The organism is Stenotrophomonas maltophilia (assembly GCF_023518235.1).
In the GTDB taxonomy this organism is placed as follows: domain Bacteria; phylum Pseudomonadota; class Gammaproteobacteria; order Xanthomonadales; family Xanthomonadaceae; genus Stenotrophomonas.
Genome location: NZ_CP090423.1, coordinates 3,668,480 through 3,693,803 on the forward strand (window position 1 = coordinate 3,668,480; position 25,324 = coordinate 3,693,803).

General features: G+C 66.7%; 24 protein-coding genes and 1 pseudogene. 12 read left to right on the forward strand and 13 right to left on the reverse strand.

The genetic code is table 11. The annotated features are described in order from the left end of the window. Window positions 1-530: 530 nt before the first annotated feature. Window positions 531-980, forward strand: a complete 450-nt coding sequence (locus LZ605_RS17100; protein ID WP_249842613.1) for a DUF4279 domain-containing protein — start codon at window positions 531-533, stop codon at window positions 978-980. Here the strand turns inward: LZ605_RS17100 and arr are convergent. After that, window positions 973-1,407, reverse strand: coding sequence for an NAD(+)--rifampin ADP-ribosyltransferase (gene arr / locus LZ605_RS17105; protein WP_249842614.1), 435 nt, complete (start codon window positions 1,405-1,407; stop codon window positions 973-975). The two genes, LZ605_RS17100 and arr, sit on opposite strands and share 8 nt — an antisense overlap. Before the next feature lie 384 nt (window positions 1,408-1,791). Between arr and LZ605_RS17110 the strand changes: the two genes are divergently transcribed. Then, window positions 1,792-2,199, forward strand: a complete 408-nt coding sequence (locus tag LZ605_RS17110; protein WP_249842615.1) for a hypothetical protein — start codon at window positions 1,792-1,794, stop codon at window positions 2,197-2,199. 40 nt (window positions 2,200-2,239) lie between these two features. Here LZ605_RS17110 and ubiK read toward each other — a convergent pair whose 3' ends face one another. After that, the gene (ubiK, locus tag LZ605_RS17115) at window positions 2,240-2,491 is read right to left on the reverse strand and encodes a ubiquinone biosynthesis accessory factor UbiK (RefSeq protein WP_249842616.1); all 252 of its coding nucleotides are present in this window, start codon (window positions 2,489-2,491) and stop codon (window positions 2,240-2,242) included. 154 nt (window positions 2,492-2,645) lie between these two features. On the opposite strand from ubiK, the gene LZ605_RS17120 reads away from it, so the two are divergent. Next, window positions 2,646-2,984, forward strand: a complete 339-nt coding sequence (locus LZ605_RS17120) for a P-II family nitrogen regulator (protein ID WP_005411374.1) — start codon at window positions 2,646-2,648, stop codon at window positions 2,982-2,984. Window positions 2,985-3,113: 129 nt separating this feature from the next. Here the strand turns inward: LZ605_RS17120 and LZ605_RS17125 are convergent, their stop codons facing one another. Then, a complete protein-coding gene (locus LZ605_RS17125; protein ID WP_249842617.1) occupies window positions 3,114-3,773 on the reverse strand; it encodes an RIO1 family regulatory kinase/ATPase in 660 nt (219 codons plus the stop codon). Window positions 3,774-4,206: 433 nt separating this feature from the next. Between LZ605_RS17125 and LZ605_RS17130 the strand changes: the two genes are divergently transcribed. Beyond that, entirely contained in the window at window positions 4,207-5,115 is a 909-nt protein-coding gene (locus LZ605_RS17130) for an aspartyl/asparaginyl beta-hydroxylase domain-containing protein (protein WP_249842618.1), read from the forward strand. Between the two features lie 91 nt (window positions 5,116-5,206). Here LZ605_RS17130 and speE read toward each other — a convergent pair whose 3' ends face one another. After that, window positions 5,207-6,061 carry a polyamine aminopropyltransferase gene (gene speE / locus LZ605_RS17135; protein WP_010482074.1) on the reverse strand — a complete coding sequence of 285 codons (855 nt, stop codon included), beginning with the start codon at window positions 6,059-6,061 and terminating at the stop codon, window positions 5,207-5,209. 191 nt (window positions 6,062-6,252) lie between these two features. On the opposite strand from speE, the gene speA reads away from it, so the two are divergent. Next, the gene (gene speA / locus LZ605_RS17140; protein ID WP_107232872.1) at window positions 6,253-8,142 is read left to right on the forward strand and encodes an arginine decarboxylase; all 1,890 of its coding nucleotides are present in this window, start codon (window positions 6,253-6,255) and stop codon (window positions 8,140-8,142) included. 43 nt (window positions 8,143-8,185) lie between these two features. Continuing rightward, on the forward strand, window positions 8,186-8,506 hold the full coding sequence (locus LZ605_RS17145) for a DUF6122 family protein (RefSeq protein ID WP_249842619.1): 321 nt from the start codon (window positions 8,186-8,188) through the stop codon (window positions 8,504-8,506). 79 nt (window positions 8,507-8,585) lie between these two features. Here the strand turns inward: LZ605_RS17145 and LZ605_RS17150 are convergent, their stop codons facing one another. Genes LZ605_RS17150 through LZ605_RS17160 form a run of 3 tightly spaced genes read right to left on the reverse strand, consistent with a single transcriptional unit; the run spans window position 8,586 to window position 10,851 of the window. Beyond that, on the reverse strand, window positions 8,586-9,905 hold the full coding sequence (locus LZ605_RS17150; protein WP_249842620.1) for an ATP-binding protein: 1,320 nt from the start codon (window positions 9,903-9,905) through the stop codon (window positions 8,586-8,588). Beyond that, window positions 9,902-10,561: a response regulator transcription factor gene (locus LZ605_RS17155; protein WP_107232875.1), complete on the reverse strand. Its 660-nt coding sequence runs from the start codon at window positions 10,559-10,561 to the stop codon at window positions 9,902-9,904. The genes LZ605_RS17150 and LZ605_RS17155 overlap by 4 nt, the downstream gene beginning before the upstream one ends. Further along, the gene (locus tag LZ605_RS17160; RefSeq protein WP_249842621.1) at window positions 10,561-10,851 is read right to left on the reverse strand and encodes a PepSY domain-containing protein; all 291 of its coding nucleotides are present in this window, start codon (window positions 10,849-10,851) and stop codon (window positions 10,561-10,563) included. Before LZ605_RS17160 ends, LZ605_RS17155 begins: the two co-directional genes overlap by 1 nt. Before the next feature lie 146 nt (window positions 10,852-10,997). Between LZ605_RS17160 and LZ605_RS17165 the strand changes: the two genes are divergently transcribed. After that, window positions 10,998-11,432, forward strand: coding sequence for a PepSY domain-containing protein (locus LZ605_RS17165; protein ID WP_249842622.1), 435 nt, complete (start codon window positions 10,998-11,000; stop codon window positions 11,430-11,432). Window positions 11,433-11,512: 80 nt separating this feature from the next. Here LZ605_RS17165 and LZ605_RS17170 read toward each other — a convergent pair whose 3' ends face one another. The 3 genes from LZ605_RS17170 to LZ605_RS17180 all read right to left on the reverse strand — a co-directional run bounded on the left by LZ605_RS17170 (window position 11,513) and on the right by LZ605_RS17180 (window position 13,895). After that, window positions 11,513-11,992: a hypothetical protein gene (locus tag LZ605_RS17170; RefSeq protein ID WP_249842623.1), complete on the reverse strand. Its 480-nt coding sequence runs from the start codon at window positions 11,990-11,992 to the stop codon at window positions 11,513-11,515. A gap of 185 nt (window positions 11,993-12,177) precedes the next feature. Then, on the reverse strand, window positions 12,178-13,389 hold the full coding sequence (locus LZ605_RS17175; RefSeq protein ID WP_249842624.1) for an NAD(P)/FAD-dependent oxidoreductase: 1,212 nt from the start codon (window positions 13,387-13,389) through the stop codon (window positions 12,178-12,180). 11 nt (window positions 13,390-13,400) lie between these two features. Next, window positions 13,401-13,895: a lipocalin family protein gene (locus LZ605_RS17180; protein WP_107232880.1), complete on the reverse strand. Its 495-nt coding sequence runs from the start codon at window positions 13,893-13,895 to the stop codon at window positions 13,401-13,403. Window positions 13,896-14,078: 183 nt separating this feature from the next. Here LZ605_RS17180 and LZ605_RS17185 point away from each other — a divergent pair, with 183 nt between their 5' ends. Together LZ605_RS17185 and LZ605_RS17190 are read left to right on the forward strand one after the other, a co-directional pair. Next, window positions 14,079-14,327 carry a hypothetical protein gene (locus LZ605_RS17185; protein WP_249842625.1) on the forward strand — a complete coding sequence of 83 codons (249 nt, stop codon included), beginning with the start codon at window positions 14,079-14,081 and terminating at the stop codon, window positions 14,325-14,327. Window positions 14,328-14,453: 126 nt separating this feature from the next. After that, on the forward strand, window positions 14,454-16,883 hold the full coding sequence (locus tag LZ605_RS17190) for a DUF3772 domain-containing protein (protein ID WP_249842626.1): 2,430 nt from the start codon (window positions 14,454-14,456) through the stop codon (window positions 16,881-16,883). Window positions 16,884-17,008: 125 nt separating this feature from the next. On the opposite strand, the pseudogene LZ605_RS17195 reads toward LZ605_RS17190, so the two are convergent. Both LZ605_RS17195 and LZ605_RS17200 read right to left on the reverse strand, forming a co-directional pair. Continuing rightward, window positions 17,009-19,115 (reverse strand): annotated as a pseudogene (locus tag LZ605_RS17195) (phosphoglycerol transferase I). Between the two features lie 241 nt (window positions 19,116-19,356). Further along, window positions 19,357-21,000, reverse strand: coding sequence for an ABC1 kinase family protein (locus tag LZ605_RS17200; protein ID WP_249844939.1), 1,644 nt, complete (start codon window positions 20,998-21,000; stop codon window positions 19,357-19,359). 212 nt (window positions 21,001-21,212) lie between these two features. Between LZ605_RS17200 and LZ605_RS17205 the strand changes: the two genes are divergently transcribed. Continuing rightward, window positions 21,213-22,139: a DUF808 domain-containing protein gene (locus LZ605_RS17205; protein WP_249842627.1), complete on the forward strand. Its 927-nt coding sequence runs from the start codon at window positions 21,213-21,215 to the stop codon at window positions 22,137-22,139. Between the two features lie 137 nt (window positions 22,140-22,276). Here LZ605_RS17205 and LZ605_RS17210 read toward each other — a convergent pair whose 3' ends face one another. Beyond that, window positions 22,277-23,815 (reverse strand): GGDEF domain-containing protein, encoded by a 1,539-nt coding sequence (locus tag LZ605_RS17210; protein ID WP_249842628.1) that lies wholly within the window; start codon window positions 23,813-23,815, stop codon window positions 22,277-22,279. A gap of 105 nt (window positions 23,816-23,920) precedes the next feature. Between LZ605_RS17210 and LZ605_RS17215 the strand changes: the two genes are divergently transcribed. Both LZ605_RS17215 and LZ605_RS17220 read left to right on the forward strand, forming a co-directional pair. Next, window positions 23,921-24,556, forward strand: coding sequence for an NAD-dependent dehydratase (locus tag LZ605_RS17215; RefSeq protein ID WP_249842629.1), 636 nt, complete (start codon window positions 23,921-23,923; stop codon window positions 24,554-24,556). Then, window positions 24,556-25,263 (forward strand): helix-turn-helix transcriptional regulator, encoded by a 708-nt coding sequence (locus tag LZ605_RS17220; protein WP_249842630.1) that lies wholly within the window; start codon window positions 24,556-24,558, stop codon window positions 25,261-25,263. Before LZ605_RS17215 ends, LZ605_RS17220 begins: the two co-directional genes overlap by 1 nt. The last annotated feature ends 61 nt before the right edge of the window (window positions 25,264-25,324 follow it).

Consider the following 25,324-nt stretch of genomic DNA (forward strand, 5'->3'; position numbering starts at 1 on the left):
AAATGGAACCGTCCCATCAGAAGTGTTGATGATGAAGGATGAGATCAAGAGGTTTGACTTCGTTCTTGTCAAGTGTAGTCCATCACTCGTAGTCTTAAAGAAAGTAACTAGAGCATAACCGTTGCTGCCTTTATCTGAGTGTGCACAGTAGCGTGGGTTCTTGCCCAGCAAGCGCTTGCGGAGCGCAGTCACCAGTCGGCTCCGTCGTCCGGCGGCAGCCGCCTGGAAATTGCATCGGTACTTGGATTGGCTTGGCCTTAACGGCGGAACTGATTCCGGCAATGACCTTTGCTTCAATGCACGTGTTTGCGGACCCTATTGCGCTGCGCGGCATTGATGCTATTGGGCACAAATGGACGCTTTGCGTCGCGCCACTTCGAGCTGAAGGGGCAGCCTGTGCAGACCCTTAGGCCCGTCAGGCGCGAGGCCTGGGGGCAGATACCCAGAGCGGCACCTCTGCCCGGATGCAGCTGGGGTGTCTGCATCTGGCCGAAAGCCAACATCAACAGAACGCACGCAACTGAAAACCAATGCCCGTATTACATCACTCCCTGGTCACCCTTCGGTTCTTCGGGGATGAGCTCAATCCAGACGAGATCACTGCCTTGCTTGGCGCGAGCCCAACCGCCGCGCATCACAAGGGCCAGCAGCTCACAGGCAGCCAACCCGGCGCCGTGCGTATCGCCAGGACCGGAAGCTGGCGGCTCAATGCGGCTCGGCGTGAGCCTGAAGATCTGGAAGCGCAGATCTTCGAGATCCTCGATCAACTCACCAGCGATCTCGCTGCATGGCAGTCTCTGGCACCGTTCCGGCCGGACCTGTTCTGCGGCCTTTTCATGGCCAGCGGCAATGACGGTGTCTCGCTTTCGCCGCGCGCGATGCTCGCGCTGGGGCAGCGCGGCATCGAGCTCGGGCTGGACATCTACGATGCCGAGGAAGAAGTAGAGCCTACCGCTCCGCCCGCAGCGCTCATCAGTTGATGATCTCCCCGCTCCCCGAAGCAACAAACGCCTTCAATTGCCGGATGAACTCGGCGTCGTAGAGCTCCCACTCGGTAATCTCCCCCACCACCCGTAACGGTTGCGCACTGCGATACGACCGCGTCGGGTTGCCGGGAAACTTCTTGTTGGTCACATTCGGGTCGTCCTCAAACGGACCGGTCGGCTCCACGATGTACACACGCGGTCGCCCTTCACCCCGGGCCATCTCCGCAGCCAGCCCCGCGCCCTTGGCAATGCTGGTGAAGTAGATGTGGTTCATCACCACGCTGTCGCGATAGTTGGACCTGAAGCCCGCGCTCAGCAACTCGCCCACCGCCAGATCGGCGCGGGTGCCGTGATAGAACGGCCCGGCGACCTGGCCGCAGGTGTCATGCGTAACGGGTGTCCATTCGGTGTCCTGTGCCATCGGCACTGCCCCTGACTGTCCTGCCGGATCGACAGGCCGGCGAGTCTAGGGCGCCGCAAGGGCCTTGCGGCAAGGCCCCATCCGCGAAATACTCTGTAAGTGGGAGGCGCCGTGCGCCTCCTTTTTTCATTCTGCGGCGCTGCGGCCTTCCAGCTCGCGTACGGCCTTTTCCAGCGCGTCCAGCCCCGCGGCCACCAGTGATGAGGTTCGTGCCACAGAGCGGAGTGCTTACGGCACGGAGGCGGTTGTTGCGAAAGGCCTTGGGATCAACATCAGCAAGAGTGAACAGGCCAAGGGGGTGGAGGGTTCTGTTGCAAACTGGGAAGCACGTCAGCCCAAGACCGAGAAGGACAAATGACTATGAAATCAGCGTCATTAGTGCCCATGCTGGGCCTGCTGCTATCTGCCTGTGCCAGTGGGGGAGCGACAACCGTAATCGACGATCCTCATGATGAAGTGCTGTGTGCCATCGCTAAGAATCCCGGCGAGTATGATCGGGAAGAGGTCGTGTTGTCAGCTCGATATGTAACGGATAACCGCCACGAAGAGGTTCTGCGCAACTCCCGCTGCAGCGATGGCGCACGTATCCTCGATATCGGCAAGCATGGGGCCGCCAGTTCGGTCGCACGTTTTTACGCCGAACAGAAGCGTGTATGCCTGGAGCGTAACAGTCCTGGCCTGTGCAATATCTCTGCCTGCGTGCAGGTGTCCGGGCGGATTCGGCTCACGCAGGATCGTGCCGTGTTCGATCTCGAGGACGTGAGGCACTTCGCGCTTGACGATGAGCGGTAGTCTGCTTTTCGCCTCGCCGTCTGGCGAAAGTGGCGTCAACTCAATCTGATGTCGAGCGCCCTTCCAGTTCGCGCACGGCCGCTTCCAGCGCGTCCAGCTTCTCGCGGGTCTTCAGCAACACGGCGCGCTGCACTTCGAACTCCTCGCGGGTGACCAGGTCGAGCTTGGCCAGGCCGGCCTGCAGTGCGCTCTTGAAGGTGGCCTGCAGTTCCTCGCGCGATTCGCGCAGGCCCGGCGGCACCATGTCGCTGAGGCGACGCGCCAGGTCATCGATTTGGTTCAGGTCGATCATGGTGTGCTCCGTGAGTTAGGCCCGTGCATCCTGCGCGGGCAGGGCGTTCAGGCATAAGGATACTGCTGGCCCCATGGCTGCGAACAGGCGGCAGGGGTTTCGCACGGGCCGCGTTCAGGCGCTATCCTCCACGCCGGAATACAGGAGATCGACGATGAAGATGGTCATGGCGGTGATCAAGCCGTTCAAGCTCGACGACGTGCGCGAAGCGCTGGCCGAGCGCGGGGTTACCGGGATCACGGTGACGGAAGTAAAGGGCTTCGGTCGCCAGAAGGGCCATACCGAGCTGTACCGGGGGGCGGAGTATGTGGTCGATTTCCTGCCCAAGGTGAAGCTGGAAGTAGCGGTGACCGATGACCAGGTGGAGGCCGTGGTCGAAGCCATCGTGAAGGCGGCCGGCACCGGCAAGATCGGCGATGGCAAGGTGTTCGTGTACGACCTGGGCAGCGTGGTGCGTATTCGTACCGGCGAGCTGGACGCGGACGCGCTGTAACCCGTTCGGCGCGATGTTGTAGAGCCGAGCCGATGCTCGGCTGCATTTCGCGCGATGTACGCAGCGCAGCCGAGCGTGGGCTCGGCTCTACAGAACAGCGGTCGAGCAAGCTCGACTCTACGAAAGCGATCAGCGGCGCTTGGCCCACCTGTAGAACCGCTTCCAGCCCTGGCGCACGGCGGCCACCCAGCCCGGGTCGGCCACCAGCGCGGCCTGCGCGGCACTCGGCGCCTGGCCGGTCACGCGCTGGCGGATCTTCAGCAGGTTCTTCATGTCGCTGCGGCGCATCTGCCGGCTCAGCGGGTTGCGCCGCAGCCAGCGCGGGGCGCGCCAGGCCGAGGTGAAATCCAGCAGCACCGGTACGCCGGCGCTGACCACCACATTGGTGCCGTGCAGGTCGTTGTGGGTGATGCCGGCGGCGTGCAGGCGGCTGAGGGCGTGCTGCAGCTGCTCGAACACTTCGTTGCCCACCGCCTGGGCGCTGCTGAGGGTCTGGCCGGGAATGAATTCCATGCCCAGCGCCAGCCCGCCCAGCGTGCCGAGCAGGGCCGGGGCGTGCTTCCAGCCGCCCAGGCGCTGCAGCATGCGTGCTTCGCGGCGCACCATCAGCCGGGCGAGCAGCGAGACCGGGGTGCCGCGGTAGCGGGAGTAGTCCTTGACCACCGCCTCGCGCCCATCCAGGCAGGTGCGGTAGACATCGGGGGCGAGGAAGCGTTCGCCGCGCTTGAGCAGCAGCGGGCCGGCGGCGTCATCGCCGCAGGAGGAGGGGGGCAGGGCAGGAAGATACATGTCGGGGTCTCGGACGACCCGGTGGGTGGCGCAGAGCGTCAAGCGAACCGGTGTTACAGGGAGTTACTAATCTTTCGTTAATTTTAGTACCCGCCAGTTCGGTATTCCACGATTTGTCGGAGAAATGTCGGGGTCGTGGCTGGAACAGTTCGTCGCGCCTGCTCGGACAATCCTGTCTCACTTGTCTGGCGAGTCATTGATGATCAATCACTTACGGCCAATGGCCAGCGGGCCGGGCACGCTGGGCTGAATGCGGCGCACGCTTCGCTTGACCCCGACGCACGCCCTGCCGACCATAAGCTGTTAATCCGCGACATCGGCGGCCGCCCCCTTCGGCACGTCCCCGCTCCCTGCCGCGTTCCCCACCGGTGCTGGCCGCCAGGCCGTGCATCGCCCCCGTTTCCCGTTCCGGCCACGGCTGGAGGAAAGTGCTTTGACCATCAAGATCGTCCTTGCAGTGCTGTTCGTGGCCTGCGTGCTGTACATCCATTTCCGCGGCAAGGTGCGTGCGCGCTGGTCGCGCCAGCTGCTGGACCATTCCAGTTTCATGGCCCCGATCAACGTGATCATGTACCTGTTCTCGAAGGTGCCGACCACGCCGTTCCTGGACCCGGGCAAGGAGCTGCCGCAGCTGGAGCCGCTGCGCCAGAACTGGCAGGTGATCCGCGATGAGGCGCTGGCGCTGCGCGATGCGCAGAAGATCGCCGCCTCCAGCAGCTACAACGATGCCGGCTTCAATTCGTTCTTCCGCCGTGGCTGGAAGCGCTTCTACCTGAAGTGGTACGGCCCGTCGCACCCGTCGGCCAAGGCCATGTGCCCGAAGACCGTGGCGCTGATCGAGTCGATTCCCGATGTGCGCGCGGCGATGTTCGCGCAGCTGCCGCCGGGCAGCGAACTGCGCCCGCACCGCGACCCGTTCGCCGGTTCGCTGCGCCTGCACCTGGGCCTGAGCACGCCCAACGACGATGGCTGCTACATCGTGGTGGACGGGGTGAAGAAGAGCTGGCGCGATGGCGAGTGGATGATGTTCGACGAGACCTACATCCACCATGCGCACAACGAGACCGACCAGGACCGCGTGATTCTGTTCTGCGACATCGCCCGCCCGCTGCGCTTCGGCCTGCCGGGCCTGTTCAACCGCGCGGTGGCGGCCACGCTGCTGGCTGGCGGTGCCTCGCCGAACCTGCCGGGTGACCCGACCGGTGGCGTCAACAAGGCCTTCGGTGGCCTGTACAAGGTGCGCCTGAAGGCCAAGGCTCTGCGCGAGCGCAGCGTGGTGGCCTACCAGGTGATCAAGTGGGGCCTGGTGGCGGCGGTGATTGCCGGCATCTGGGCGCTGTGAAGCGCTGGGTTTGATGGGGTTGCCGGCCAGCGGCCGGCACTACCGGAACATGAAAAACCCGCGCTGTTGCCAGCGCGGGTTTTTGTTTGGATCAACCCTTCAGTGCCGCCTGCACGAACGGCGGGGTCACCAGCACGCCGGTGTGCAGCGCGGCGGTGTAGTACAGGGTGTTGAAGGTCTTGGCGGCCGAGTCGGCCTGGCGGAAGTCGAAACTGCTGTCGCCCTTGCGCGCCATGGTCACGCTCCACCAGCCGGTGGGGTAGCACGGCTGCGGGAACGGCAGGGTCTTGAACGAGCCGAAGCCAGCCTTGCCCATCTCGGTGCGCATTTCGTTGATCAGCTCCAGCTGCATCAGCGGCGATTCGGACTGCTGCACCAGGATGCCGTCGTCCTTCAGGGCCTTGAAGCAGCTCTCGTAGAAGGCCTTGTTGAACAGGCCTTCACCCGGGCCGACCGGGTCGGTCGAGTCCACGATCACCACGTCCACGCTGCCGGCCGGGCAGTTGGCCATGTAGGCCACGCCGTCGTCGAACAGCAGCTCGGCGCGCGCGTCGTCGTTGGAGTCGCACAGTTCCGGGAAGTGCTTGCGCGCCATCACGGTGACCTGCTCGTCGATATCGCACTGGGTCACGCTCTCCACGCCGGTGTGCTTGAGCACTTCGCGCAGGGTGCCGCAGTCGCCGCCACCGATGATCACCACGCGCTTGGGCGCGGCGTGGGTGAACAGCACCGGGTGGCTGATCATCTCGTGGTAGAAGAAGTTGTCCTTGCTGGTCAGCATGATGGCCCCGTCGATGGTCATCAGGTTGCCCCAGTCGGTGGTCTGGAAGATCTCGATCTTCTGGAACGGCGACTGCACCTCGTCCAGCTTGCCGGTGATGCGGTAGCCGATGGCCGAGCCGGTGCGCTCGAAGTGTTCGATGTACCAGTTGTTGCTGTCAGTCATGGAAGTACGGTCCTGTTCGGAGGGGTAAAGCCGGGCTGGCGGGCGGGGCCGCGTGGCACAGATGCCACATCCGGACGGATCGGCCCGTTCAGGTTCAGACCTGCCACGGGCGCGGGCGCGCATGATAACGAACCTGTGGGCATATAGGCGTTATCATGCCCCCCCTTTTATTTGCCACAAGGCCGACTGCAATGACCGATTGGTCCCTCGACCAAGCCCGCAAGACCTACTCGATCCCGCATTGGGCGGATGGTTATTTCGATGTGGATCAGGCTGGGCACATGGTGGTGAGACCGACCGGGGCCGATGGCCCGGTGGTGTCGCTGCCCAAGGTGGTGGACGCCGCGCGCGCGGCCGGTGCCAAGCTGCCGCTGCTGGTGCGCTTCCCGGACATCCTCGGCCAGCGCCTGGGCAAGCTGCAGGCGGCCTTCGCCCAGGCCCAGCAGGACTGGGACTACACCGGCGGCTACACCGCCGTGTACCCGATCAAGGTGAACCAGCACCGTGGCGTGGCCGGCACCCTGGCCAGCCATCACGGCGAAGGCTTCGGCTTGGAAGCGGGCAGCAAGCCCGAGCTGATGGCGGTGCTGGCGCTGTCGCGCCCGGGTGGCCTGATCGTCTGCAACGGTTACAAGGACCGCGAGTACATCCGCCTGGCCCTGATCGGCCGCAAGCTGGGCCTGCAGACCTTCATCGTGATCGAGAAGCCGTCCGAGCTGAAGCTGGTGCTGGAAGAATCCAAGGCACTGGACGTGAAGCCGGGCCTGGGCGTGCGCATGCGCCTGGCCTCGCTGGGCGCCGGCAAGTGGCAGAACAGCGGCGGCGACAAGGCCAAGTTCGGCCTGTCCCCGCGCCAGCTGCTGGACCTGTGGAAGTCGCTGCGCGATACCGAGTACGCCGACTGCCTGAGCCTGCTGCACTTCCACATGGGCTCGCAGATTTCCAACGTGCGCGACATCGCCAACGGCATGCGCGAAGCCACCCGCTATTTCGTCGAGCTGTCACAGCTGGGCGCGAAGATCACCCACGTGGACGTGGGTGGTGGCCTGGGCGTGGACTACGAAGGCACCCGTTCGCGCAGCTTCTGCTCGATCAACTACGGCCTGCACTCCTATGCCAGCAACATCGTGCAGCCGCTGGCCAACGCCTGCGAAGAACACGGCCTGACCCCGCCGCGCATCGTGACCGAGTGCGGCCGCGCGATGACCGCGCACCACGCGGTGCTGATCGCCAATGTCTCTGAAGTGGAGCAGGCGCAGGAAGGCCGCGTGCCGGACCAGCACGATGACGAGCCGGCCGCGATCCGCCACCTGCGCGAGATCCATGAGGAACTGGACGTGCGCCCGGCGGTGGAACTGTTCCAGGAAGCGCAGCACTTCCACGCTGAAGGCCTGGCCAGCTACGCGCTGGGCCAGATCGATCTGCCGCAACGTGCGCGCATTGACGATCTGTTCTACGCCATCGCCCACGGCGTGCGTGCGCGCCTGAGCTACGACGAAAAGAGCCATCGCCCGGCACTGGATGAATTGAACGAGCGCCTGGTCGACAAGTACTTCGTCAACTTCAGCGTGTTCGAGTCGATTCCCGATGCGTGGGCGATCGACCAGGTGTTCCCGATCGTTCCGATCGAGCGCCTGAACGAAACGCCGGACCGTCGCGGCATCATCGCCGACATGACCTGCGATTCGGACGGCATGGTGAAGACCTACGTCGAGAACGAAAGCCTGGACACCTCGCTGCCGCTGCATGCGATCAAGCACGGCGAAAGCTACCGCATCGGTTTCTTCATGGTGGGTGCCTACCAGGAAATCCTGGGCGACATCCACAACCTGTTCGGTGACACCGACGCGGTGGAAGTGCTGGCCGATGCCGATGGCTACGCGATCACCCAGCAGCGCCGTGGCGACACCACCGACGTGATGCTGGACTACGTGGGCTACAAGCTGGACGACCTGCGTGCGGCCTATGCCCAGCGCGTGGCGGCGGCCGACCTTTCGCCGGAACGGGCGCAGGAACTGTCGCAGGCGCTGGAAGCGGGCCTGACCGGCTACACCTACCTGTCCGACGAACCGCTGGTGTGATGTTCATGGGAACGCCGGGCATGGCCCGGCGCCACCTGCCCTGATGAGCGCGCGCGCGATCTTCCACCTGTTCCTGCATGCCGCCGTGCCAGCCCTGCTGGCATGGCTGTTCTGGCGCAAGCGTTTCGCCTCGGCGTGGTTTTTGATGCTGCTGGGCTGGATCATCGACCTGGACCATCTGCTGGCCGACCCGATCTACGCGCCGAACCGCTGCAGCATCGGTTTCCACCCGCTGCATACTGCGCCGGCCATCGCGGTCTACGCCGGCCTGTGCGTGCCGAAGAAGACCCGGCTGGTGGGCATCGGTCTGATCATTCACATCGTGCTGGACGCGATCGACTGCTGGTGGATGCACCACCGCTGAGCCGAGCATGGCTCGGCGCTACAGGAATATGCGCCGCGTTGATGCCATGCTCGGCTGCTGTTCTGGCCACGCCCGGCGATCACCCCGCCAGCGGCAGCTCCAGCCGCGCGCGCAGCCCCGGGTTCTCGTTAGACAGCCGCAGTGAACCGCCATGGCTGGCGGCGATCTCGGCCGCAATCGCCAGGCCCAGGCCACTGCCTTCCACGCGTTCGTCCAGGCGCACGCCTCGTTGCAGCACGCTCTCCAGCTTGGCCTTGTCCAGCCCGGGGCCGTCGTCGCGCACTTCGATATGCAAACGATCCTGCTGGGCCAGGGCGCGCAGGCGCACCTCGCTGCGCGCCCACTTGCCGGCGTTGTCCAGCAGGTTGCCCAGCATTTCTTCCAGATCGGTGCTGGCGCCGGCAAAGGTGAGGCCGGGGGCAACATCCATCTGGAAGCGGATGTGGCGCCCGGCATGCACGCGGGTCATCAGCCGGCACAGCGCTTCGGCGGCCGGGGCCACCTCGCTGCGCTGCCGATGGTCCACCGCCAGCCCGGCGGCCAGATAGCGGTCGATGCTGGCCCGCATGCGTGCGCCCTGCTCGTGCAGGGTGCGCCGCCAGTCGCGGCCTTCGCCCTGGGCCTCGGCGGCCAGCACGCTCAACGGCGTCTTCAGCGCATGCGCCAGGTCTTCGGCACTGCTGCGGGCGCGCGCGACCATGCGCTGGTGGTGATCGAGCAGGGCATCGAGCTCATCGGCCAGCGGCACGATCTCGCGGTCCAGCCGGTCGCGTTCGATGCGCTCGGCCTCACCGCGGCGGATGCGTTCGAGCTGCTGGCCCAGCCCGCGCAGCGGACGCAGGCCGAACTGGATCTGGCTGGCCAGCACCGCCAGCCACGCGGCTACCAGCACCCCCAGGGCGATGAAGCTGCGCTGGCGGAACGTGGCGACGTCAGCATCCAGAGCGCTGCGGTCGTTGGCGACCACGGCGACGAACGGTGCCTGCGCGCGCGGCAGGCGCACCTGCTGCACCCGCGCCCGCAGCGACTGCTGCATCGGCCCGGGCAGGTTGCGTTCTGCCGGGCCATCGGCTGCGGCGGTCAGCGTCTGGTCCCACAGCGAGCGTGACTGCAGCAGCACCCGCCCGCCGCCATCGGCGATCTGCCAGTAGGCGCCGGAGAACACCCGCTGGAAGCGCGCGTCGTTGGGTTCCTGGCGCAAGTGCAGCTGGCCGTCGGCGGACACTTCCATCTGCGCCACCAGGGTCAGCATGTCCTGCTGCAGCTCGTGGTCGAGGCGGTCGCGCGCGCTGCGCTTGAACAGTTCGCCCAGCAGCGCGCTGGCCAGCACCGAGACCAGGATCAGGCCGAGGCCGCCGGCCAGCAGCAGGCGGCGCCGCAGTGAGGGTTGCCGGCTCATGGCGCCGCCAGCCGCCAGCCCTGGCCACGCACGGTCTGGATCAGTTCGGCGCCGAGCTTGCGGCGTACCCGCCCCAGCAACACATCCAGCGCGTTGGAATCCGCATCCAGGCCGCCATCGAAGACTTGTTCGCCCAGCCGGTCGCGGCCGATCACCTGGCCGACGTGGTGGATGAAATAGCTGAGCAGGCGGAACTCCTGCGGGCTGAGCGCAAGCGGCTGGCCGTCCAGCTCGAAGCGGCCGCCGTTAATGTCCAGCTGCAACGGGCCGCAGTGCAGGCGCGGGCTGGCGTGGCCATGGCTGCGGCGGATCAACGCGCGCAGGCGCAGCACCAGCTCGTCGGCCTGGAAGGGTTTGGTGAGGTAGTCGTCGGCGCCGGCATCGAAGCCGGCCAGCTTGTCGTGCCAGCGTCCGCGCGCGGTCAGCACCAGCACCGGGAAGTGGCGCCCGTTGCCGCGCCAGCGCTCGATCACGCTCAGCCCATCCAGCCCGGGCAGGCCGAGATCGACGATGGCCGCCTGCAGCTCTTCGATCTGGCCGATCTCCTCGGCCTGGCGCCCATCGGACACCGCCTCCACCACATAGCCGGCCTGTTCCAGCAACGGCACCAGGCGTTGCACCAGCGCGGCATCGTCCTCGACCAGCAGGATACGCATCAGTCGTCCAGCTCCGTCTTCAGCAGCTTTCCATTGCGCGCATCATAGTCCAGCTCCACCACCACGCCGTCGCCACGCAGGATCTCCACCTCGTAGACGCCGTCGTCCAGTTCCACTTCCAGCAGCTGGCCGGGGTAGCGCCGCAGGGCATCGCGGACCACGCCTTCCAGTGGCACGTATCGGCCCTGCTGCACCGCGCGGCGTGCGACCTGCTGGGCAGGGTCCTGCACGGGCGCGGCGGCGACCAGGGGGCCAGACAGGGCCAGCAACAGGGGCAGGGTGGAGAGCATCGCGCACGCCGCAAAGAGAGGGGGGACGGGCGTGAGTGTGCCGATGGCGACTAACCGTTGGCTAACAGCCTTGGCTAGGGCGCTGTTAACCCAGGCGGGCATCGTGGCGTTGCCGGGATGGTCCGGCCACGAACAGGAGAACCCCCATGTTGAAGTCGCTCACCCTGGCCACCGTTGCCACCCTGGCGCTGGCGCCGGCCGTGCAGGCCGCGCCGCTGGGCCTGGCCCAGGCCGAACAGGCCCTGCGCAAGGCCGGCTACACCCAGATTCACGAGATCGAACGCGAGGATGGCCTGTGGGAAGCGGACGTGAGCCGCGCCGATGGCCGCTTCAGCGAGGTCTTTGTGGACCCCAGGACCGGCGAGATCTTCGACGAGCACAGCGGCCGTGCGCTGCTGAGCACCGAGCAGGTGCTGGCACGGGCACAGGCGCATGGCCTGCGTGACATCCACTCGCTGGAACGCGATGGCGCGACCTGGACGCTGGAAGCCCGCAATGCGCGCAACCAGAAGGTGGAAGTGCGCCTGAGTGGCCATGACGGCCGCATCCTGCACAGCGAGCGCGACGGCTGGCTGGATTGATTCCGGCCCATGTAGAGCCGAGCCCATGCTCGGCTTTGCGGCCAACAACAGCCGAGCTTGGGCTCGGCTCGACAGAATGATTACCAGCCGTACGGCGGCGGGTAATCCCAGCCCGGGCCACGGCCGTAGTAGCCGCCATAGGGGCCGAAGAAGCCCGGGCCCTTGCCCTCGCTCACATGGATGTTGAGGTTGACCCCGCGGGTCTTGCCTTCATCGGTGGTGTAGTTCTTGCTCAGGTTCAGCGTGGCTGCGTTGTAGTGGCTGTTGCCGCCGCCCTTGGAATAGCCGATGCCGGTAGTGAAGCTGCCGGACACCTTGACCTTGTCGTCAGTCACATCGGCGATCTTCGCGTCATCGTGCACGCGCGGGCCGCTCTTGTCGCCGTAATAGGTGCCGGGCGGATCCTGCTGTACGGACGGATCATTGAGGTAGCGCATCGGCGCCTGCGGCACGGTCAGATCCAGGCCAGCGGCCTGCGGCGCGGTGGCGCCGGCAGCGGACTGGGCCAGCACGGTTCCCGGCAGGGCCAGGCACAGCAGCAGGGTGAGGGGGCGGATCATCACGGCGCTCCAGCGGACAGGGACCACGCAACATGCGGCGGTACAGCCCGACGCTAGCAGGGCCAGCTTGAATGATGCCTGTCGCGGGCCCGTAGCGTCGAGCCATGCTCGACTGCCTCTGCCAGAAGCAGTCGAGCATGGCTCGACTCTACCAAGGCGTTACGCCATCCGTTCAATCCTCGGCGTCATGCCACCCGCCCGAACCCGAACAGCTCCTCCAGCGGGTGCTTCCGCCGCTCGATGCGGGCCCGCAGCAGCTGCGCGCCGATCATGGAATAGGTAATACCGTTGCCGCCGTAGGCCATGGCGAAATGCACCCGGGGGCCCCACTGCGCGTGCGGGCCGAAGAACGGCAGGCCGTCGGCGGTCTCGGCGAAGGTGCCGGCCCAGGAGAAGGCAGGCACCGGGTCCAGCCGTGGGAACCAGTGCCGCAACTGCTTCATCAGCTGGTCGGCCTTGCGCTGCACACGGCGGTCGCGGCGGGCGGGGATATCGATGGCGTCGTCCAGGCCCCCCACCAGCAGCCGGTGGTCGCCGGTGGCGCGCAGGTACAGGTAGGGCCGTGCGCTTTCCCACACCATCGTGTTCCGTAGCCGCCCCAGCAGGTCCGTGTCGATGGGATCGGTGATGAAGGCATAGCTGCTGCGGTTACGGGCCACGCGCTGCTGCAACCACTGCTGGTTGGCATAGCCCATCGCCAGCACCACATGGCGCGCACGCAGGGTGGCACCGTCTTCGGTGCAAGCGCTCACGCCACGCGTGCTGGGCGTGAGCGTATGCAGGACGGTGCGGTCATGCACGTGGCCACCACGCCGGCGCACGCGCTGCAGCAGTGCATAGGTCAGCCGGTACGGATCGACGCGGGCCGCCTGCCGGGTCAGTAGGGCGCCGCCGCCCGCCACGTCGAAGCGCTCGCGCAGCGCGTCCGGCCCCAGCCAGCGGGCATCCAGGCCGATGCTGCGGCGGGCATCGCCTTCTGCCATCAGGCGCGGCACGTCGCGCGTGCGGCTGGCCAGGTACAGGCTGTCCATCCGCTGGAAATCCACGTCCTTCAGGCCGTGCGCCACCTCGCCCAGCGCCGGGATCGCCTCGGCACAGGCGAGGTAGGCCGCCGCCGCCGCGTCATGGCCGTAGCGCTGGGTCAGTTCCAGCAGGTGCGTGTCGATCTCGTACTGCAGCAGCGCCGTGCTGGCGGCGGTGCTGCCCCAGCCGATGTCGCGCTGCTCGATCACCGCAACATCCTGGCCATGCCGGGACAGTTCGTCGGCGATCAGCGCACCGGTAATGCCGCCGCCGACCACCAGCACGTCGCAGCGCAGGTCCTGCTGCAGCGGCGGGAAGGCGTGGATCAGGCCGTTGCGTACCGCCCACCACGGGTAGCCACTCTTGAGGTCCATGGGGTGGTGGCTCAGGCCGTGGGCTGGCCGGTATGCGGGGTCTGGATCAGTTCGGACAGATCGAAGCCCTGCAGGCGCGCGGCCGCCAGATAATGGTCCTGCACGGTGGCGTCCAGGCGGGGCTCGCGGGCCAGCAGCCACAGGTACTTGCGATCGGGGCTGCCGACCAGTGACACGCTGTAGTCCGGCGCAACCTGGATCACCCAGTAGTCGCCCTTGGCGAACGGCAGCCAGCGCAGGCCCTTGGGCAGGAAGCTGACCTCCAGCCGCGCGCTGTCGTTGTCGATGGCGCAGGCTTCGCCGCTGGCCTCCTCGATCTCACCGTCCATGCGGCAGCGGTTGGTGACGCCGACGTTGCCGTTGTCGAGCAGGGTGTAGTGCGCCGACACGTCGGTGCAGCCCTCCGGTTCGTGGCGCATGGGCAGGCGCGCGATCTCGTACCAGGTGCCCAGGTAGCGGGGCAGGCGCAGGTCGGCAACGGTCTTCAGGGGCGGCAGTTCGGTCATCGGTGGGCTGGGCTGGGCAGTGGCCCCCACCATGCCGATGGCCCTGCCACGGACGGGTGAAGCCGGGGCGATGGCCGTGTCCAGAACGTTGCGTCGCCCCGGCGCTGCGTCCGCTGTCACCGGCGCGGCGGTATCCTGCTGCCAGCGCCGGTCTTTTCCGTTCCAACCGAGGTGGAGGTGCCGATGTACCAGGTGATCCTGTTGAAGAGTGAATCCGCGTTCGCACGCGAGCAGTGGCCACAGGTCGATGACTTGGTGGATTACGAAGGCGTCAGCTACAGCCTGCGTGCCGGCCCGCGCCAGCCGCTGCCCACCGACCACGACTGGCACCCGGTGGCGGTGTATGCGCCGGACGAGATCACCGAGGAAGAGTTCCAGGACTGGTACGCGCTGCAGCAATCCACAGTGGAAGAGCTGCGGCTGAAGTACTGATGCTGGCGATGGGGCCTGGGACCACGCAGACGCGTAGCTTCGAGCTTGCTCGACGGCCGTTCCATCCGCCCTTTACCGGCTCTGCCGTATAGTCGCGCGCAGGCGCGGTGGTCCGCGTGAACCGGTGTGGCTGGCTTGTCTTCCTTCCTGCAATTGATCCGTAAACGAGGGCCCTGGCTGGCCCTGCTGCTGTGCAGCGTCTTCCTGTTGTCCGCGCCGGTACTGGCGCAGGATGAGGACCCCACGCCCAAGCAGCAGCTGGCGGACATCGATGCGAAGCTGAAGGACGTTGACCGTAAACGCGGCGATGCGGAGGCCATCGAAACACTGGCCATGCTGTCCGAGGATGCCTCGAAGGCGCGGCGTGATGCCGAGGCACTGGAAAAGGCGCTGCAGCCACAGAAGGACCGGCTCGACGAACAACTGGCGCAGCTGGGCACGCCTGCCGAAGGCGTTAGCGAGCCGCCCGAACTGGCAGCGCAACGACGCACCCTCACCAAGCAGCGCGACAACCTGGCCGCCTCGGTCGCGCAGGCCAAGGCCAGCGCCGTGCGCGCGCAGCAGCTGGCGACCGACATCGACCAGCAGCGCACCGCACAGCGCACTGAAGAACTGGGCCAGAAGGTGGCCTCGCCGTTGTCGCCGGCATTGTGGAGCAAGGTCGCCGAGCGCTTGCCGATCGATATCGCGCGCGTCGCCCCGCTGGCCGAGCAGGGGCGCGCTGCGCTGGTGGCCGGTATCGCCACCCACGGCTGGGGCACCCTGCTGCTGGGCGTGGTGGTGGCACTGGTGATGATGTTCCCGCTGCGGCTGTGGCTGCGCGCGCTGGGGCGGCGCTTTGCCGCGTCCGAGCGTGCGCCCGATGGCCGCCTGCGCCGTTCCGGCCTGGCCATGTGGCTGCTGCTGGTGGGCACGCTGCTGCCCGGCTACGCGGTGGTGGTGCTGATGGCGGCATTGAAGGCCATCGATGCGATCGCGCCGCGCCTGCAAGTGGTGGCCGACGGCCTGGAGACCGCGACCTTCCGCGCCGCCTTCATCGCCGCACTCAGTGCCTGCCTGCTGGTGCCCAAGCGCCCATCGTGGCGCCTGTTGAACCTGGATGACACCGCCGCGCTGAAGCTGCGCAAGTACGCCTGGGGCGCGGCAGCCCTGGCCTGGCTGAGCACGGTGCTGGTGGCGATCGACCAGGCCACGCGCACCAGCGATGTGACCACAGTGGCGCTGGATGGCCTGATCGCGCTGACCTACCTCGGCCTGATCATGGCCATGTTGGTGACACTGGCCCGCCTGCACCGCCGGCAGACCGCCGAAGCCGAAGCCAAGCTGGAGGCACAGGCCGACGGGCAGGGCGCGAGCACGCCAGTGCGGCGCAGCAGCTGGCTGGTGCTGGCCCGGGTGGCCGGCAACATCGCGGTGGTGGCCGCCATCGTTGCAACGTTGCTGGGCTACTTGAACTTCGCCAAGTTCGTGAACCAGCAGCTGATCGGCGGCAGCATCGTGGTGCTGGCCGCGACCCTGCTGTTCAAGTTCGTGGATGACCTGAGCACCTGGATGCTCAACGCCGACAGCAAGGTCGGCCAGACCATCCTGCTCAGCACCGGCCTGAGCGTCTCGCGGCTGGAGCAGGCCGGCGTGCTGCTGTCGGCGGCGCTGCGTACGGTGGTCGTGCTACTGGCACTGCTGGCGCTGGTGGCGCCGTTCGGCAACATCGGTGCGGTGGTGGAGCGTTTCGCTTCGCTGCTCACCACCGGCATTCCGCTGGGCGGCACCACGTTGAAGCCGATGGGGATCGTGCTGGCGGTGCTGGTGCTGCTGGCCGGCCTGGCCGTCACTCAGCTGGTGCAGCGGTGGCTGACCGATACCTACCTGCCCAAGACCGAGCTGGATCTGGGCGCACGCAATTCGGTGAGTACGGTGGCCCGGTATCTGGGCATCATCATCGCCGTGTTCTGGGCGCTTTCGGCGATGGGCCTGCCGCTGAGCAAGCTGGCGTTGCTGGTCAGCGCGCTGTCGGTGGGTATCGGCTTCGGCCTGCAGGTGATCACCCAGAACTTCGTGTCCGGCCTGATCCTGCTGGCCGAGCGTCCGGTGAAGATTGGTGACTGGGTGAAGCTGGGTGACCAGGAAGGCGACATCCGTCGCATCAGCCTGCGTTCGACCGAGATCCAGGTGAGCGACCGGTCGACACTGATCGTGCCTAATTCCGAGCTGGTCACCAAGACCGTGCGCAACATGACGATGGGCAACAACCAGGGGCGCATCCAGATCCAGTTCGCAGTGCCGCCCAGCACCGATGTCGGCAGCCTGCGCGATGCGCTGTTGCAGGCCTACGCCGCGCATACCAACGTGCTGAAGCAGCCGGAGCCGTCGGTCTACATCGACAGCATTGCCGGAGGGCAGATCACCATCAACAGCTTTGCCTATGTGGCCAGCCCGCGGCAGGTGTACGCCACCCGCAGCGATCTGTACTTCAGCCTGCTGCAGATTCTGGCCGAGCGGAACATTCCGCTGTCGACGCCGACCGACATCCACATCACCCGCGACCCGCAGGAATAAGGGGCTCTGCAGGGCTACGCCCTGCACCCGCGCTGGCCGGCAACATCGATCCGGGGTCAGATCCGTTTTCCGCAGGAAAACGGATCTGACCCCTTGCGTCGAGCGTATCCACGCACGGCATGGATCTACCCGCGCGGTCGGCTGCGCGAGGGCACCAGTGCGAAGGTATCCACCGCCAGCTTCTCGGCATGGTTCAACCACGCGCGGATCTCCAGATCGTCCACTTCGTGGTCCAACCCGAACGACACGTTGATCTTGCCGTCCGCATCAGGCTGCACCCACTGCTGGGCCAGCACCACCTTGCGCTGCGAGGACACCGCTTCGATCCAGAAGCCGCGATCCGGGCGCGTGCTCGCCACCAGCTGCAGCATGTACTGGCCGGCACGGGTGCGACGGCCCTTCTGGGTGATCATGTGTGCCTGGCGCACGCTCGGACGGGGGGCCCTGGAACGCATCCAGCGGCGCATCCACGGCGATGCCGCCGCGCAGGTCGTTGTCGCGGTACAGCTTGATGCCGTTATCGCGGTTGACCAGCAATGCACACCAGTCGCCGTCGGCCGAGCCATCCTCGAACGCGGTACAGCGATCGACATAGGCCAGCGTGTTGTCCGGGTCCGCATCATCGAACTGGCGTGAGGTGTTCTCCAGGTACACCGACTTCAGGCCCCAGTTCTTGTCGTACTCCAGCAGCACCGGCGGCTGCACCTGCTGCAGGCCGACCAGCACCTGGTCGTCGCCGTTGATCTTCAGTTCGCGGGTGGGCTCGCCCAGCCACAGCGAGCGGGCGAAGGCGAGGTACTGCGGGTAATCGCGGCCGCCCTCGCGGCGGGTGGCCACGCTGGCGCTGGGTGCGCGCTGCGGGTCGATCAGCGAGCGGCCAAAGCCCATCGTCTTCAGGTTCGGGTCCAGCAGGCTGAGCAGGGTGGCGCCCGAATCCAGCGTGGTGCCGGCGTCGCTGGCCAGCTGGCGCGGGGCAATGCCATCGCCCAGGAACAGCAGCAGGTTCTCGCGCTTCTGCTGGGTCAGGATGTGGCTCAGATCGTTGGGCATGGCCAGATGATCGGAGGCGATCACGATCAGCGTGTCCTTGCCGTACGGGCTGGCCTGGATGCGCTGCACCAGCTGCGAGATCAGCCGATCGCTGCACTTCAGCGCGTTGAGCATGTTGATGTTGCCGTACGGCCCCTGGTAACGCTGGCCCTTGCAGGCCACCGGCAGATGCCCGGCCGGGTGGTGCGTATCCATGGTCAGCGTGGTCAGCATGAACGGCGCTCCCTCGCGCGAGAGCTGCTCAAAGCGCTGGTAGGCCGTATCCAGCAGCACGTCGTCGTGCACGCCCCACGGCGAGTAGTGCATCCGGCCGATCTTCTTCTGCTGCTTGAACCAGTCCAGATCGTGTACTTCGTCGAAACCGTGGCTGGCCAGGAACCGGCCCTTGCCGGCGAAACGGCCGTTGGCACCGCCCAGGTAGTGGTTGGTGTAGCCCTGCTGCTTCAGGTAGTCGCCCAGGCACACCGCCTTGGGCAGGAAGCTGCCCATGCGATCCATGCTGTTCTCATCGCCCTGCGAGGTGGTCAGCGGCACGCCGCACATCGACGACACCAGCCCGGCGATGGTCCAGCCGCTGCCTTCGGCTGAGGCCAGCCCGCGAACGTCCAGCGATCTGGCGGCCAGCCGGTTGAGGTTGGGCATCAGGCCGGGAAACACCGCCTCGTCCAGATAGGTGCGCTCCAGGCTTTCACCGTAGATCCAGACGATGTTGCGCGGGCGCTGCAGCGGCTGCGTCGGTACCTGGTATTCAGGGGCGATGCGGGCGAAATCGACCGGGCGCAGCTGCTGGTAAAGACGCTGGCCGTCGCGGGCCAGCGGACTGATCATGACCGTGGCCAGCCACACCGCCGCGAAACCGGCAAACCATGCACCGCCCGGGCCGGGCCGGCGCCAGCGCTTCACCCGCGTGGCAAACAGCGGCAGCAGCGAGACCAGCGCCAGCACGATGAAACCGGCGATATAGCCCTTGAAGTCGGAGACGCCGGCGCCCTCCATGTCCGCGCCGAGGTGGTACAGGGTGGCGGCGTTGAGCCCATCACCCGAGAGCTTGTCGATCAGCCACCACGCGCTGAGCATGAGCAGCAGCAGCGAGAATGCAGCGGCCTTCCACCACACCCACTTTGCGGACGCGAGGAACAACCAGCACAGCAGCAACAACGACAGCAGCAGTATCCAGAGCATAGGCAGCTTCGGCAGTGACGGGGTGGTGGCGATGGACGTCGTACCGACGCGTGTCCATCCGACCGGCGCTGCCGCAAGCACATACACATGACAGGCCGATGACCCGATAGTGCATGCACGAACCTGACTGAAATGTTTGTTGAAATGACGCGCGCGAAATCGCGCTCAGAAGGTAAAACGAGCGTGAAAGGCTTCGTTGGATTGCATTAAAAACCGCATGAATACGGCGGTTTGTTCTACGTCAGCGATGGCCCCGTTCTTCGCGTGCACGCGCGCGACGATCGAACAGCAAGGCGCTGGTCACGATGCCCAGCCCCAGCACCACGCCGATCAACAACAGCACCAGCGCGATCAGTGGATAGCCGAACAGATGCCATCCGGTGTCGATCTTCATCATCATCGCAGCGGCCATGATCAAGGCAGCACTGATGATGCCGGCGGCCACGCGGTTGGCGATCTTCTGCAGATTCTCCATCAACCGCGATTCTTCCAGCCCGGTCACTTTCATCTGCAGGCGGTTCTCGGCCAGCAGCGCCATGATGTCCGACAGCTTGCGCGGCCCGTCGCGCAGCAGCTGCTGCAGTTCCATCGCCTCGCTGGCGATGTTGGCCGCCGACAGCGATTTCTTCAGGCGTGCGCGCATCACGTGCTGCAGCTGGCGCTCGACGATGCGGCGTGTGTCCAACTCCGGCGCCAGCAGCCGGCACACCGTTTCCAGGTTGAGCAGGGCCTTGCCCAGCAGGCTCAGTTCCGGTGGCGTGCGCAGCCCACAGGCGGTGGCGATGCGCACCATGTCCAGCACCACGCGGCCTTCGGAAAAGCTGCCGCTGGCCGCGTAGCGTGCGATCAGCTGGCCGGTTTCGCGCAGGTAGCGCTCTTCGTCGAACGCTTCCAGTCGCGTACTGATGCTGATCAGGTCATCGGCCACTTCCTCGCCACGGCCATCAACGGCGGCGAACAGAATCTTCAGCAGGCGTTCGCGCAGGCGCGGCGGCATGTGCGCGACCATGCCCAGGTCGAAGATCGCCAGGCGCCCGTCGGGCATCACCCGCAGGTTGCCTGGATGTGGATCGGCGTGGATTTCGCCGTGCACGAAGATCTGGTCCAGGTAGCCGCGGATCAGCGCGGCCGCCAGCGGGTCCATCGATTGTTCGGTGCGGCGCACGCCGGGAATCGCATCCACGCGCACGCCGGTGGCCAGCTCCATGGTCAGCACGCGCTGGCTGCTGTAGTCCCAGATCGGCTGCGGCACCCACAGCCGGCGGAAGGGCTTGAGGTGGCGGCCGAAGCGCGACAGGTTCTCGGCCTCGGCGTGGTAGTCCAGCTCCTGCATCAGCGTCTTGGCGAACTCGTTGAGCCAGTCGCGCAGCCGAACGCGGCGGCCGACCTGGGTCAGATGGTCGGCCGCCAGCGCAAAGCTGCGCAGCGCTTCAAGGTCAGAACGCACCTGTGCGGCGACCTCGGGCTTCTGCACCTTCACCGCGACCTGTCGGCCATCGTGCAGCACCGCGCGATGCACCTGGGCCAGAGATGCGCACCCCAGTGGCTCGGGATCGAACGCGGCGAACAGCTTGTTCACCGGCGCCCCCAGCTCCTGCTCGACGATGGCGTGGATGCGCTCGACCGGTACCTCGGCCACCTTTTCCTGCATGCGCTCCAGCGCGGTGGCGAACTCCACTGGCACCATATCCGGGCGCGTGGAGAGCATCTGGCCCAGTTTGACGAAGGTCGGCCCCAGCGCTTCCAGGTCGCTGACGAACTGCTCCGGGTTGCCATCGGCCGGCACGTCGGCATGGTTGCTGGCCGCGTCCAGGTTCATGCCCGAGAACACGCCCGAATGGCGGTAGCGCATCAACAGGCGCAGGATCTGGCTGCGCCGGTTCATGCCTTTGACCAGTGGAGGATTGCCAGCGGCGGTGGGCGGGTTGCTCAAGCGGAACTCCCATGCGGCGAAGACGGGGTAGTGCCGGCCACTGGCCGACAATGTGCGGGTCCTGCAGTGTCGCCGGGGCAGGGTAGGCACGCGGTGAACTCGCCGGCTTCCGCAGCGGCCCCGGTATCGGTCAGAATCCGCACATTCCCTCTCTTGGACGCCCCATGGCCGGTGCCAGCCTGTTTGCCCTGCTCGACGATATCGCTTCCCTGCTCGACGATGTCTCGGTGCTGACCAAGGTCGCTGCCAAGAAGACTGCGGGCGTGCTCGGCGACGACCTGGCGCTGAACGCGCAGCAGGTGACCGGCGTCAACGCCAATCGCGAGCTGCCGGTGGTATGGGCGGTGGCCAAGGGCTCGCTGGTGAACAAGGTGATCCTGGTACCGGCGGCGCTGGCGATCAGCGCGCTGGAGGCGTGGCTGCATGGCCGCGGCTGGAACGTGCCGCTGATCGTGCCGCTGATGATGATCGGCGGCGCGTTCCTGTGCTTCGAGGGCGTGGAGAAGCTGGCGCACCGCTTCCTGCATTCCTCCGACCACGATGCCCAGCGCCAGGCCGAGCGCCGCAAGGCGTTGGCGGATGCCGAGGTGGACATGGTGGCGTGGGAGAAGGACAAGGTGAAGGGCGCGATCCGCACCGACTTCATTCTTTCGGCCGAGATCATCGTGCTCACCCTGGGCGTGGTCGCCACTGCGCCGTTCACCAATCAAGTGGTCACGCTGGCGGTGGTCGCGCTGGCGATGACAGTGTTCGTGTATGGGCTGGTGGCGGGCATCGTCAAGCTCGACGACGTCGGCCTGTACCTGTCGCGCAAGGGCGGTGCCATCGCCGCGTTCGGTCGTGGCCTGGTTGCCTCGGCGCCGTGGTTGATGAAGTTCCTGTCGGTGGCCGGCACCATCGCCATGTTCCTGGTCGGCGGCGGCATCCTGGTGCACAACGTGCCGGCGCTGCACCACGCGGTGCAGGCGATGGGCGGCGAAGGGTCGTGGGGTTGGCTGATCAGTGCCGCGGCCAACATGGTGGTAGGCATCGTCGCCGGTGCCATCGTGCTGGCGGCGGTGACCGGGTTCCAGAAGCTGCGCGGGAAGTAACCTGTAGAGCCGAGCCCACGCTCGGCTGTTCTACGGCGCTCCGCGCCGCCGCTAGCGGCGGTTTCGTCGAGCTTGCTCGGCGGCTGTTTGCGGGGAAGAAAAGCAGTCGAACAAGCTCGACTCTACGCAAGGGTCATTCAACCCGCCTGCACCCGGTTCTTGCCCTGGCGCTTGGCCGCATACAGCGCATCATCGGCACGCCGCAGCAGCGCGTCGGCATCGTCGCCGGGCTGCCATTGCGCCAGGCCGGCACTGAAGTGCACCGGCACGCGCCGATCCTGTACGGTCAGCACGCGGTGCGCCAGCGAGCGCTGCAGGCGCTGTACGGTGGCCATGCTGTCGGCCCCCTGGGTTTCCGGCAGCACCAGCACGAACTCGTCGCCACCCAGCCGCGCGATGCCATCGGTGGCGCGCAGCAGCAGCTTGCAGACGCTCACCAGGTGCTGCAGCAGCGCATCGCCGCCGGCATGCCCGTGCGCGTCGTTGGTCTGGTGGAAATCATCCAGGTCGATCACCGCCACGCCCAGTGGTGAGTTGTTGCGCGCGGCGCGCGCCAGCTCGCGCTGCAGCAGTTCGTCCAGGCCGCGGCGGTTCAGCGCCTGGGTCAACGGATCGATGCGCGCCAGATCACCGGCCGCGCGCAGTTCCTTTTCCAGTTCGACAATGCGCTGTTCGGCACGCTCCACTTCCTGCCGTGCGTTGGCCAGATGATCGCGGGCCTGCGCCGCCTGCTGCTGCACCTTGCCGGTATCGCGCATCACCTCCTGCAGCAGCTGGTTGAGATCGGCGATGCTGCGTGCCTCGCGCAGCTGCAGCGCATAGCTGCCGATGCGGTCGTGATACTCGCCGGTGCTGGTGGCCATGCCATCCATGCGCTCGATGAACTCGCCCATCAAGCCGCGCATCGCCGCCTTCGAATCGTCGATGCCCTGGCGCAGCAGGCCCTGCTTGTAGATCACTTCGCGCAGCTCGGCGCGGGTGCGTTCGACCGCTTCGGCTTCCAGCGGACCATCCAGCAACTGGCGTACCGCCGCGATCTGGCCCTGCAGCCAGCTGCGGTCATCCAGCAGCTCGCTCACGTTCTCCAGCAGCAACGCGAACAGCTCCAGCAGCAGCGCCTGCTGCTCCTGCCAGCTCTCGGCGCGCACACCCACCTGGTGGCCGAGCTCGCGTACGCCCTGTTCGATCGGTTCCAGCGCCGTGCCCGGTTGCCACTGGCGCAGGCGCGTGGCCAGCGCCTGCGCCTGCTCGCGCAGGTCCGGGTCGTGCTGCAGCAGGGCGACGACCGCGCCGCCCAGCAGCAGCCGCAGCTGCTCGGACAGGCGCAGGCTTTCCGGTTGGCCGTCCGGCGAATGCTGCTCGATGGTGCGGATGTACTTGTCGATGAGCTGCCGCATCGCGCGCCCATAGCGCGGCCAATCGGCGCTGGCCTGTGCCGATTGCAGGCGGTCGCCCATGTCACCCAGTTCGCCGGGCAGGGTGGCCATGCCATTGGCGAACGCGGCCAGCAGCGGCTCCGGCGCATCGGCGCCGGCGAACAGCTGCTGCAGGGCCACGCCACCGCCGCCCTGCAGTACCACGCGGTCACCCCGCCCATCGTCGGCCACCGCGCGCACGCGTGCCGGCGGCCCAAGGGCGGTACCGGGTGCGGGGCGAGGGTCGGGCTGGTCCGTCATGGAGCGAATCCTGGGGTTGGCAGGGGCAGGTTCCAGCATATCGGCGCGGCCGCCGATCGCTTGAACGGCTAGGATGGGCGACAGGATGCCGCAGTGGAGGTGGTGATGCGCGTGATGTTGCTGGGGGCGACCGGCCTGGTCGGCGGGCTCACCCTTCCCAGGCTGCTGGAGGACCCGCGCTGCAGCGCCGTGGTGGCGCCCACCCGCCGCCCGTTGGGCGTAACCCACGGGAAGCTGGAGAACCCGGTGCTGGCCTTCGACGCGTTGCCCACCTCGCCCGAATGGGCGCGCGTAGACGCGGTCATCTGCGCGCTGGGCAGCACCATTGCCCAGGCCGGCAGCCGCGAGGCTTTCCACCGAATCGACCATGATTACCCGCTGGCGTTCGCACGGCTCGCACAGGCACAGGGGGCCAGTACCTATGTGCTGAATTCCGCGGCCGGCGCCAACCCGCAGTCGTCGATCTTCTACAGCCGGGTGAAGGGTGAGCTGGAGCGCGATCTGGCCACGCTGGGCTTTGATTCCCTGACCCTGGTTCGCCCGGGGCTGATCGGCGGCGAGCGCAGCGAGGTACGCCGTGGCGAGCGCCTCGCGTTGAAGGTGCTGGGCGTGCTGGGGCCGGTGCTGCCGCGTGCGTGTTGGATCAATCCGGCCACTGAAATCGCCAAGGCACTGATCGAGGCCGCGCTGGCACCGCAACCGGGTCAGCATGTGGTGGCATCGAGCGCGCTGGTCGGCTGATGTCGCGTGCGTTGCGCCTGGCCCAGCTTCAACAGCTGTTGCGCCGCCATCGGCGGCCGGTGGCGGGGCAGGTGCTGGCTGATGCGCTGGGCATCAGCCTGCGCACGTTGTACCGCGACATCGAAACCCTGCGCGCGCAGGGCGCCGACCTGCGCGGTGAGGCCGGCATCGGTTACCAGCTGGCGCCGAGCGACACCCTGCCGCCGATGACCCTGCCCCCGGCCGAGATCGACGCGCTGGTGCTGGGCCTGCGCTGGGTCGCGGCCCGTACCGAGCCGGCGTTGGCCGAAGCCGCACGCGATGCGCTGGCGCGTATCGCGCATGTGCTGCCTGCGGCGCGCCGCGAAGCGCTGCGTGACAGTGGTCTGCGCGTGGGGCCTTCACGCGTCGCGGCCAAGGTGCCGGCAACGCGACTGCAGGTGGTGCGCGAAGCGGTAAGTGCACAGCAACGGCTGCAGTTCGGCTACCAGGACGCGCAGGGCCAGCGCACCGAGCGCATCGTCTGGCCGTTCGCGCTGGCCTATTTCGATGAAGTGCCGATGCTGGCCGCGTGGTGCGAGGGTCGCGAGGATTTTCGCCACTTCAGACTGGACCGCATCCGCCAGGTGCGCGTGCTGGAGGATCGTTACCTTGTGCCGCGCGCTGCCTTGCTGCGGCGCTGGCAGAAGGCGCAGGGCATCGCCCCGGACTGGCTGGACCGGTCGTAGCGTCGGGCTTGTCCGCCTGCTTCCGCGCTTCGTTTCCTGCTGCTGGCGTGATGGGTTGGCA